General features: G+C 31.4%; 11 protein-coding genes and 1 pseudogene. 10 read left to right on the top strand and 2 right to left on the bottom strand.

The annotated features are described in order from the left end of the window. The 10 genes from ACVC2P_RS10860 to ACVC2P_RS10905 form a co-directional block, all read left to right on the top strand. The coding region (locus ACVC2P_RS10860; protein WP_452598496.1) for an ATP-binding protein DrrA1-3 family domain-containing protein at positions 1-356 on the top strand (356 nt) is incomplete at its 5' end. A 5-nt stretch (positions 357-361) separates the two neighbouring features. Next, positions 362-1678, top strand: coding sequence for an ABC transporter permease (locus ACVC2P_RS10865; RefSeq protein WP_452598497.1), 1317 nt, complete (start codon positions 362-364; stop codon positions 1676-1678). A gap of 12 nt (positions 1679-1690) precedes the next feature. After that, on the top strand, positions 1691-2527 hold the full coding sequence (locus tag ACVC2P_RS10870; RefSeq protein WP_452598498.1) for a mechanosensitive ion channel family protein: 837 nt from the start codon (positions 1691-1693) through the stop codon (positions 2525-2527). 3 nt (positions 2528-2530) lie between these two features. Continuing rightward, a complete protein-coding gene (locus ACVC2P_RS10875; RefSeq protein ID WP_452598499.1) occupies positions 2531-3424 on the top strand; it encodes a DUF6268 family outer membrane beta-barrel protein in 894 nt (297 codons plus the stop codon). Beyond that, positions 3424-4587: a sigma-54-dependent transcriptional regulator gene (locus tag ACVC2P_RS10880; protein WP_452598500.1), complete on the top strand. Its 1164-nt coding sequence runs from the start codon at positions 3424-3426 to the stop codon at positions 4585-4587. The genes ACVC2P_RS10875 and ACVC2P_RS10880 overlap by 1 nt, the downstream gene beginning before the upstream one ends. Before the next feature lie 144 nt (positions 4588-4731). After that, positions 4732-5610 carry a PPK2 family polyphosphate kinase gene (locus ACVC2P_RS10885; RefSeq protein WP_452598501.1) on the top strand — a complete coding sequence of 293 codons (879 nt, stop codon included), beginning with the start codon at positions 4732-4734 and terminating at the stop codon, positions 5608-5610. A gap of 52 nt (positions 5611-5662) precedes the next feature. Continuing rightward, positions 5663-7066 carry a M20/M25/M40 family metallo-hydrolase gene (locus ACVC2P_RS10890; protein ID WP_452598502.1) on the top strand — a complete coding sequence of 468 codons (1404 nt, stop codon included), beginning with the start codon at positions 5663-5665 and terminating at the stop codon, positions 7064-7066. Positions 7067-7220: 154 nt separating this feature from the next. Then, a complete protein-coding gene (locus tag ACVC2P_RS10895) occupies positions 7221-8525 on the top strand; it encodes a DEAD/DEAH box helicase (protein WP_452598503.1) in 1305 nt (434 codons plus the stop codon). A gap of 1 nt (position 8526) precedes the next feature. Further along, positions 8527-8736, top strand: coding sequence for a DUF6500 family protein (locus ACVC2P_RS10900; RefSeq protein ID WP_452598504.1), 210 nt, complete (start codon positions 8527-8529; stop codon positions 8734-8736). Between the two features lie 2 nt (positions 8737-8738). After that, positions 8739-8969 (top strand): VF530 family protein, encoded by a 231-nt coding sequence (locus ACVC2P_RS10905; protein WP_452598505.1) that lies wholly within the window; start codon positions 8739-8741, stop codon positions 8967-8969. A 6-nt stretch (positions 8970-8975) separates the two neighbouring features. On the opposite strand, the gene ACVC2P_RS10910 is transcribed toward ACVC2P_RS10905, so the two are convergent. Both ACVC2P_RS10910 and ACVC2P_RS10915 read right to left on the bottom strand, forming a co-directional pair. Next, complete coding sequence (locus ACVC2P_RS10910) at positions 8976-9203, bottom strand: DUF6576 domain-containing protein (RefSeq protein WP_452598506.1); 228 nt, start codon at positions 9201-9203, stop codon at positions 8976-8978. A gap of 18 nt (positions 9204-9221) precedes the next feature. Next, a pseudogene (locus ACVC2P_RS10915) lies at positions 9222-9464 on the bottom strand (class I SAM-dependent methyltransferase); the annotation flags it as partial.

The raw sequence follows: 9464 nt of genomic DNA on the forward strand, positions 1-9464 counted from the left end.
GAATGGAATCTGTTGAGGAGTTATGCGATCATATAGCATTAATACATAAGTCTAATAAAATCTTAGAAGGAAAATTAACAGATATAAAAAAACAATATAAAACTAATACTTACGAGGTAGGACTTAATACAAATAATCATCAAGTAGTAGAGCAAGCTTTATCTGAAAAATTTATAGTTTCTCCTGCAGATTTTAGAACCATAGGAGACGAACTAAAATTAAATATAAAACTATCAGAAACAGAATCGGCTAACGATTTATTGCAATATTTAACAACACAAGGGCAAGTATCTCATTTTGTAGAATTAATACCAAGTGTAAACGATATTTTTATTCAAACAATAAAGGATAATTAAAGACTATGAATCATTTACCACTTATTATAAAACGAGAATATTTAACAAAAGTTAAAAATAAATCGTTTGTTATTATGACATTTTTAAGCCCGTTAATTATGATAGGGCTTGTACTTTTAGTTAGTTATTTGTTTCAATTAAATAATAATAAAGTTAGAACCATTTCAATTTTAGATGAGTCAGGACAAGTTAAAGCATTTTTTAAGGACAGTAAAAAAACAAAATATCATATATTAGATGATAATATTACTTTAGAAAATGCTAAAAAAATCTCATCAGAAAGCGAGTATTACGGTTTATTGCATGTCGATAATTTTTCAAATTTAGATAGTCTTTCTCAGCATATAAGTTTTTATTCAGAAGACTCACCATCATTAACCTTAATGTTCGATTTAGAGTCTAAAATAGAAAAAGAACTTACCAATATTAAAATGCGTAATCAAGATATTGATATTAATAAAATAGAGAATTCTAAAATAAGTATAAATATAAATCAGGAAAGTTTTAGTGGAGAAAAAACATCTAAAATAGATGGTTATACTAAAATAGCGTTTGGTGTTGCAACAGGTTATTTACTTTTTATGTTTATAATTATTTACGGGAACATGATTATGCGGTCTGTAATAGAAGAAAAAACAAGTAGAATAATTGAAGTTATTATTTCCTCTGTAAAACCAGTACAATTAATGCTAGGAAAAATAATAGGAACCTCTTTAGCCGGAATTACTCAGTTTACTATCTGGATTATTGTAGGAGGTATCTTAATAATAGTACTTCCCTTAATACTAGGTATAGATATGTCGCAGATGCAATCGCCTCAACAGCAATTAATGCAACAAGCCATTACAAACCCCAATAGTGGTTTAGAAATGCAAAATATATTATTAGCTATAAGAAGTTTACCTTTAGCAAATTTGGCATTAGCTTTTATATTATTCTTTGTAAGTGGTTACTTATTATATAGTTCATTGTATGCAGCCATTGGTGCGGCAGTAGATAACGAAACAGATACACAGCAATTTATACTGCCAATAATAATGCCTTTAGTAATAGCAGTATATGTAGGTGGTTTTACAGTAATAGAAGACCCGCACGGTACAGTATCTACTATATTTTCTTTTATACCATTTACATCACCAGTAGTTATGTTAATGCGTATTCCGTTTGGAGTTCCAATTTGGCAACAAGTAGTATCTTTAGTAATACTAATAGGTACATTTACATTTACAGTATGGCTGGCAGCAAAAATATATAGAGTAGGTATTTTAATGTATGGTAAAAAGCCGAGTTATAAGGAATTAATAAAATGGATTAAATATTAATAAAATTAGGCAATGTTAGAGAAAATAAAATCGTTTTTAGCTTACAGTTTTGAGCCAACTAAAGATATTAAAATAACAATTTCTGCTATATTAATACTGTTAACAACACTAGTAATAACGCATTTTATATTACGATTTATTAGGCAAATAGCCAGTAGAAAACTTAATGAATACGATAGAAATCGCTTTAAAACAGTATTTACTTTCGTAAAATATATTATCTTTTCTATTGTAATAATAGGTACTCTAGATGCATCAGGAGTAGAAGTTACTACACTGTTAGCAGCATCCACAGCTTTTTTTGTAGCTCTAGGGCTAGGAATGCAAAAACTAGTACAAGATGTCATTTCAGGAATTTTTATTTTAGTAGATAGAACGATTACTGTTAACGACATTATAGAAGTGAGTGGTAAAGTAGGAAAAGTAACTAAAATTAGCCTTATAACCACTAAAGCCATTACTAACGATAATAAAATATTAATTATCCCTAATCATAAATTTTTAAATGAAGTAGTTTATAATTGGACTCAAAATAGCGATATAACACGAGAGTATGTAGATATAGGTGTTGCTTATGGCACAGATATTGAATTACTAAAGACGTTATTATTAAATATTGCAGACGAAGATAATCGTATTTTAAAAGAGCCTACTCCTGGGTTATTATTTTTAGAATTTGGAGATAACGCATTACAGTTTAGATTGCATTTTCATGTACAAGATAGTTTTGCAGTACCATTATTAAAAAGTGATTTAAGATATAAAATATATAACGAGTTTCAAGACAATGCTATTAATATTCCGTTTCCGCAACGTGATATTCATATAATATCTAACCCAGAAAAGTAATCTATGAAAGAAAATACCAAAAGAGTTTTTAAAATAAGTGCTTTAGTTGTATGCTGCCTTATAATGAATACAATACAAGCACAATTAACCGATTTGGCTAGATTAGAGTATTCTTTTATTCCTAAAAGCAATTCTGAAGATGAGTATACTAGATTTAGAGGAAGTTTTAATATTCCGCTACAAACTTCCGAAGATTGCTATTTTATAGTAGGAGCAGAATATAATCGTATTATCTTAGAGTTAGAAGATCAATACCCCTTTTCTACATCGGCATTAAGGCGCGTACATGTAGCAGACTTAAATTTAGCTTATACATTTAAAACAAGCGAAAATTGGAGATTAGGGCTTCGTTTTTCGCCACGTATAGCTTCTACCTTAACAGGAAGCTTAAGTATGGACGATGTATTCTTTAATGGAGGTGTTTTTGCTATTAACGATAAAAGAAAAGATACAACACTTAAAAGACCATACCGTTTAATTTTAGGATTAACATATAATAGTACAACAGGACTTCCTTTTCCTTTACCCTTTATAAGTTATTTTAGGCAAGTAAATGAGAAATGGTCATTTAACTTAGGAATCCCAAAAATAAATCTAAAATATTACGTTAACGAAAAAAATAGCATACAAAGTTTCTTCTCTATAGATGGCTATTATGCACACATACAAGATAGAATTACTATAAATGGTAAAGAAGCGCAACATGTTTCTTTATCTGCAATTGTTGGAGGATTAGGTTATGAATATGCCTTTACAAAACATTTAGTAGCATACGCATACACAGGTTATACTTTAAGGTTAACAAATATAATACGAGATAATAATCGCGATAAATTATTTAACTTAGACAATGTGAATGCGTTTTATTTAAGAACAGGACTAAAATTTAAAATATAATGTCAAAAATATTAGTAATAGAAGATGAAGCTGCGATAAGAAGAGTATTAGTGAAAATACTTTCTGAAGAGAGCGATAAATACCAAGTAGACCAAGCAGAAGACGGTTTAGCAGGAATAGATAAAATAAAGAAAGAAGATTTCGATTTAATACTATGCGATATTAAAATGCCAAAAATGGATGGTGTTGAAGTATTAGAAGCAGTAAAGAAAATAAAACCAGAAATTCCAATTGTAATGATTTCTGGACACGGAGACTTGGATACAGCCGTAAATACCATGAGGTTAGGGGCTTTCGATTATATATCTAAACCGCCAGATTTAAACCGATTATTAAATACGGTACGCAATGCTTTAGATAGAAAAGAGCTAGTAGTAGAAAATAAAAAATTAAAGAAAAAGGTTAGCAAAAAGTATGAAATGATTGGAGAAAGCGATGCCATTTCTCAAATTAAAGATATTATAGATAAAGTTGCGCCAACAGATGCAAGAGTATTAATTACTGGCCCAAATGGAACAGGTAAAGAGTTAGTAGCACATTGGTTGCATGAAAAAAGCGACCGCTCTAAAGGCACAATGATAGAAGTAAACTGTGCCGCAATACCTAGCGAATTAATAGAAAGTGAGTTGTTTGGGCACGTAAAAGGAGCATTTACCAGTGCGGCAAAAGACAGAGCAGGAAAATTTGAAGCAGCAAATGGCGGTACCATTTTTTTAGATGAAATTGGAGACATGAGTCTATCTGCACAAGCTAAAGTATTAAGAGCCTTACAAGAAAGTAGAATTCAGCGTGTAGGAAGCGATAAAGATATAAAAGTAGATGTACGTGTTATAGCGGCAACAAACAAAGACTTAAAAAAGGAAATAGCCGATGGTAAATTTAGAGAAGATCTATACCACAGACTAGCAGTTATATTAGTAAAAGTACCAGCGCTTAATGATAGAAGAGAAGATATACCATTATTAGTAAAACATTTTTCTAAAAAAATAGCAGGAGAACAAGGTACAATACAAAAATCATTTTCAGATAAAGCCATTAAGTTATTACAAGAATATGATTGGACGGGAAATATTAGAGAACTTCGTAACGTAATAGAACGTTTAATTATTTTAGGAGGCAATGAAGTAAGCGAGCAAGATGTAAAACTATTTGCATCTAAATAACAATAAAAACCAGCTACACAGCTGGTTTTTTTATGAATTTATTTAGCTAAATGTCGTTTTGTAAATTAAGATTATTATTGTGTAATATAGAACTATAAGACATAAAAAATGAATTTGTATATTTAGCATTATAACAAAACAATAATGAAAGAAATAGAAATAAAAGACTTTAAAATAACCTCTAAGATTACTATTGCTAAACAAGCTACCAAATATAATCTTGACGTTGAAGAAGAAGATGTAGAAAAAGAATTAAAGCGTGTACGAAAAAAGCTAGGAAAACTACAAGATACCATGTATGCACACGGTAAATACGCAGTTTTAGTATGCTTACAAGGTATGGATACCTCTGGAAAAGATAGTTTAATAAGAGAAGTATTTAAAGATTTTAATGCAAGAGGAGTAGAAGTACAAAGCTTTAAAGTACCAACAGAATTAGAGCTAAAACACGATTACCTATGGCGTCACTATTTAAAACTACCCGCAAGAGGTAAATTTGGTGTACATAACCGTACCCATTATGAAAACGTGTTAGTAACAAGAGTGCATCCATATTATATTCTTGGAGAAAATATACCAACAGTAACATCGGTAGATGATGTAAATGACACCTTTTGGGATAAGCGATTCGAACAAATAAATAATTTTGAAAAACATATAGCAGACAACGGCACTATTATATTTAAGTTCTTCATGAACCTATCAAAAGAAGAACAAAAAAACAGATTATTACGACGCCTAGAAAAGAAAGAAAAGAACTGGAAATTTTCAGCAGGAGATTTAAAAGAACGAAAACTATGGGATAAATATCAAGATTGTTACGAAGATGCTATAAATAGAACCTCTAAAGCACATGCACCATGGTATAACATTCCAGCAGACGATAAGCCAACCGCTCGTTACATAGTAGCAAAAATACTGTACGATACCTTAAAAGAATATGCAGATATAAAAGAGCCTGAGTTGGACGACGAAACAAAAGCTAATTTAGAGTTGTATAAACAAGAATTAAATAATGAGTAATGTTTCATAATTACTAAAATAATTATCCGTAAAAACATCAAAATATAACGTAATGAAAAAACTAATACTACTAGGAACATTGTTGTGTTCATTTGCTATCCATTCGCAAACAGACGAAGAAGTAGTAAAAAAAATATATAAAACATCATTAACCAATGGTAAAAGTTACGAGTGGTTAGATCATTTGTCTAATAAAATAGGAGGCAGACTGTCTGGATCATTAAATGCAGAACGCGCTGTAAAATGGGGGAAGGCAGAATTAGAAAAATTAGGTTTAGATAGAGTATGGTTACAACCCGTAATGGTTCCTAAATGGGTAAGAGGAGCAAAAGAATATGCTTATTTCGAAACAGCCTCTGGCCAAACAACAACAGTTAATATATGTGCATTGGGAGGTTCAATCGCAACAAAACCATTAGGAGTAAAAGCAAGTATAGTAGAAGTTCAAAACTTTGAAGAACTTAAAGCATTAGGAAGAAAAAATATAGAAGGTAAAATAGTGTTCTTTAACAGGCCAATGCAGGAAGATTTAATAGAAACCTTTAATGCTTATGGAGGATGTGTAAACCAACGTTATGCAGGAGCAATGGAAGCAGGTAAATATGGTGCAGCTGGTGTAATAGTACGTTCTATGAATTTACGACTAGACGATTTTCCACATACAGGAAGCATGAGCTATGGAGATTTACCAAATAATCAACGTATACCATCGGCAGCCATAAGTACCAATGATGCAGAAAAACTATCTAGTATGATAAAACTAGACAAAGACCTTAAATTCTACTTCAAACAAAACTGTAAACAATTAGACGATGTACTCTCATATAATGTTGTGGGAGAAATTACAGGAAGCGAATTTCCAAAAGAGTACATGGTTGTTGGAGGGCATTTAGACTCATGGGATTTAGGAGATGGCTCGCACGATGATGGAGCAGGAGTAGTACAGTCTATGGATGTATTACGCTTATTAAAAGAATCTGGAATAAAACCAAAACGAAGTATTCGCGTTGTGTTATTTATGAATGAAGAAAATGGATTACGAGGCGGAAATAAATATGCAGAAGAAGCTAAAAAAAATAACGAAAAGCATGTTTTCGCATTAGAAAGTGATGCAGGAGGGTTTACACCAAGAGGCTTTAGTTTCGATTGTAGTGATGCTAATTTTAACCAAGTATTAAGCTGGAAACCATTATTTAAACCCTATTTAATACATTACTTCGAAAAAGGAGGAAGCGGAGCAGATGTTGGCCCATTAAAAAGCGATAGTAATGTTTTGGCAGGATTACGCCCAGATTCGCAACGCTATTTCGATCATCATCATGCTAGTAATGATACGTTTGATGCGGTAAATAAACGAGAGTTAGAATTAGGAGCAGCAACCATGACAGCACTAGTATATTTATTCGATAAGTATGGGACAAACCCAATGCCAGTTGATAAAAAAATTAAGGATTAATATCTCTAAAATATAAAAAAATCTATAAGGCTTCTCATTGATATGGGAAGCCTTTTTTATAAACATAAGTTTTAACGAATAAATTAGATGTATCTTTGGCTTTTAATAAAAAATGACACTAAACACATAGATTGTCATTTACCAAACAATTTATATGTCATTTAAAGCATTAGGTTTATCTGAAGCCATACTAAAAGCAATTAGTAAAAAAGGATACGATACGCCATCCCCAATACAAGCAAAAGCCATTCCACCAGTTTTAGAAGGAAAAGATGTATTAGCATCTGCCCAAACAGGAACAGGAAAAACAGCAGGTTTTACTTTACCATTATTGCATCTTTTATCTCAGGGGCAGACCTTAAGAAAACGACCAGTAAGAGCATTAATTTTAACACCAACGCGAGAATTAGCAGCACAAGTATATGCTAATGTAAAAGAATATAGTGAATTTTTAGAGTTACGTTCTGCTGTTATTTTTGGAGGAGTTAACCAGAAACCACAAATAGCAAATTTACGCAATGGTGTAGACGTTTTAGTGGCTACTCCAGGTCGTTTACTCGATTTACATGGACAAGGTGTATTATCTTTATCTAAGGTAGAAATATTTGTTTTGGACGAAGCCGATCGTATGTTAGATATGGGGTTTTTAAGAGACATAGAACGGGTTATAAAACTAATGCCAGAACGTAGACAAAATTTAATGTTCTCTGCAACGTTTTCAAAAGAAATAAAAAAGTTAGCACATGGTATTTTACAGCACCCAGTACAAGTAGAAGCCCAACCAGAAAACTCTACAGTAGATGCTATAAACCAAAAAGTGTACAGAGTAGCAAAAGGTAAAAAAACAGGACTGGCAATTAAACTAATTTCTGAAGGAGACTGGAAACAAGTACTTGTATTTACAAGAACAAAACACGGTGCCAATAAATTATGCAAAAAAATGATAAGTGCTGGTATAACAGCAGCTGCTATACATGGTAATAAAAGTCAAGGTGCAAGAACAAAAGCTTTAGCTGGTTTTAAAAATGGAAGCGTTCGTGTTTTAGTTGCTACAGATATTGCAGCAAGAGGCTTAGATATTCCGTTATTACCACATGTAATTAATTTTGAGATTCCTAATATCTCTGAAGATTATGTACACCGTATTGGTAGAACAGGACGAGCAGGAGCTAAAGGAGAAGCTATATCTTTAGTGAGCGCAGATGAAACATCGTATTTAAAAGCCATTCAAAAATTAGTGGGAATAAAAATTCCAGCAGAAGTTATTGAAGGTTTTGAGCCAGATCCTAATGCTTCAACAGAACCTATTAAACAAGGACAAGGAAGGCAAAAGCAACAACGACGTTCTAAACCTAAACAGTCTAATGCAGAAGGCTCAAATAGAACGAGTAGAATTAAGAATAATAGGTCTAGAAAACCAAGACGCAATAATAGAAGAACTAACAATAACAAAGACTAGAGTGACACCAATATTAAAGGAAAAAATAATTGCAGTTTGTAATAAAAAAATAGCACAGAAAGGTCATAATGTAGGCGTGTCATTTTATGCCTTTTTCTCTAATAAAAATGATAATCCAGAACTTTTAATGGAAGCAGCTACATGGTGGATTATGACCCACAAATTAGATCATTTTGAAAAAGCTGTAAAAATAAAACAATTGGTAAGCTAATTATGGAAACGCAGCCTAATAATCTTTTACATGGTATAAAGCTAGCGCAAATAGTAACAGAATTGCAGGAGCATTATGGGTGGGAATATCTAGGATACACCATAAACATAAGATGCTTTACACATGACCCATCTGTAAAGTCAAGTTTAAAGTTTTTGCGACGGACACCATGGGCTAGAACAAAAGTGGAAAATTTGTATTTAAAGATGCTAAAAAATAAAAACAGAGACTAGAAGGTTTTATTTAGAAAGTTCATCTAGGCGTGCTTTCTCTTTTTTAGACAAACTATTAATACCTTTTTTATTTATTTTCTCTAACAATTTATTTAGCTCTTTTTCGTTTTTTACACGCTTTTCATTGTATTTGTCATCTATAGTTAAATGTTTCTTTTTAGGAGAAACAGGTGTTTTTTTTGTTAAAAAATAAACAAAAACAGCAATGAGTAGTATAACAAGTATAATAGCCATATTCTAATTAATTTTTTTCTATTTTCTACCTACAATTATAGTTGATAATCCAGCTTTATTTAAAATAACTTTATCTATTATTTTAAAGATAGGGACTAAAATATTGTATAATTTCATTTGATTTCCTGGTATTGTCTCTCGTTTTAACAAGTTACCAGTTACATACCAGCCAAAAATCCCCATAAAATTAAAGTACTGCTTATGTATAACTTTAAAGTTGGTTTTAGAAAAAACACGAGATAATGTAGATTTCGTATACCT

Source organism: Pontimicrobium sp. MEBiC01747, assembly GCF_053601635.1.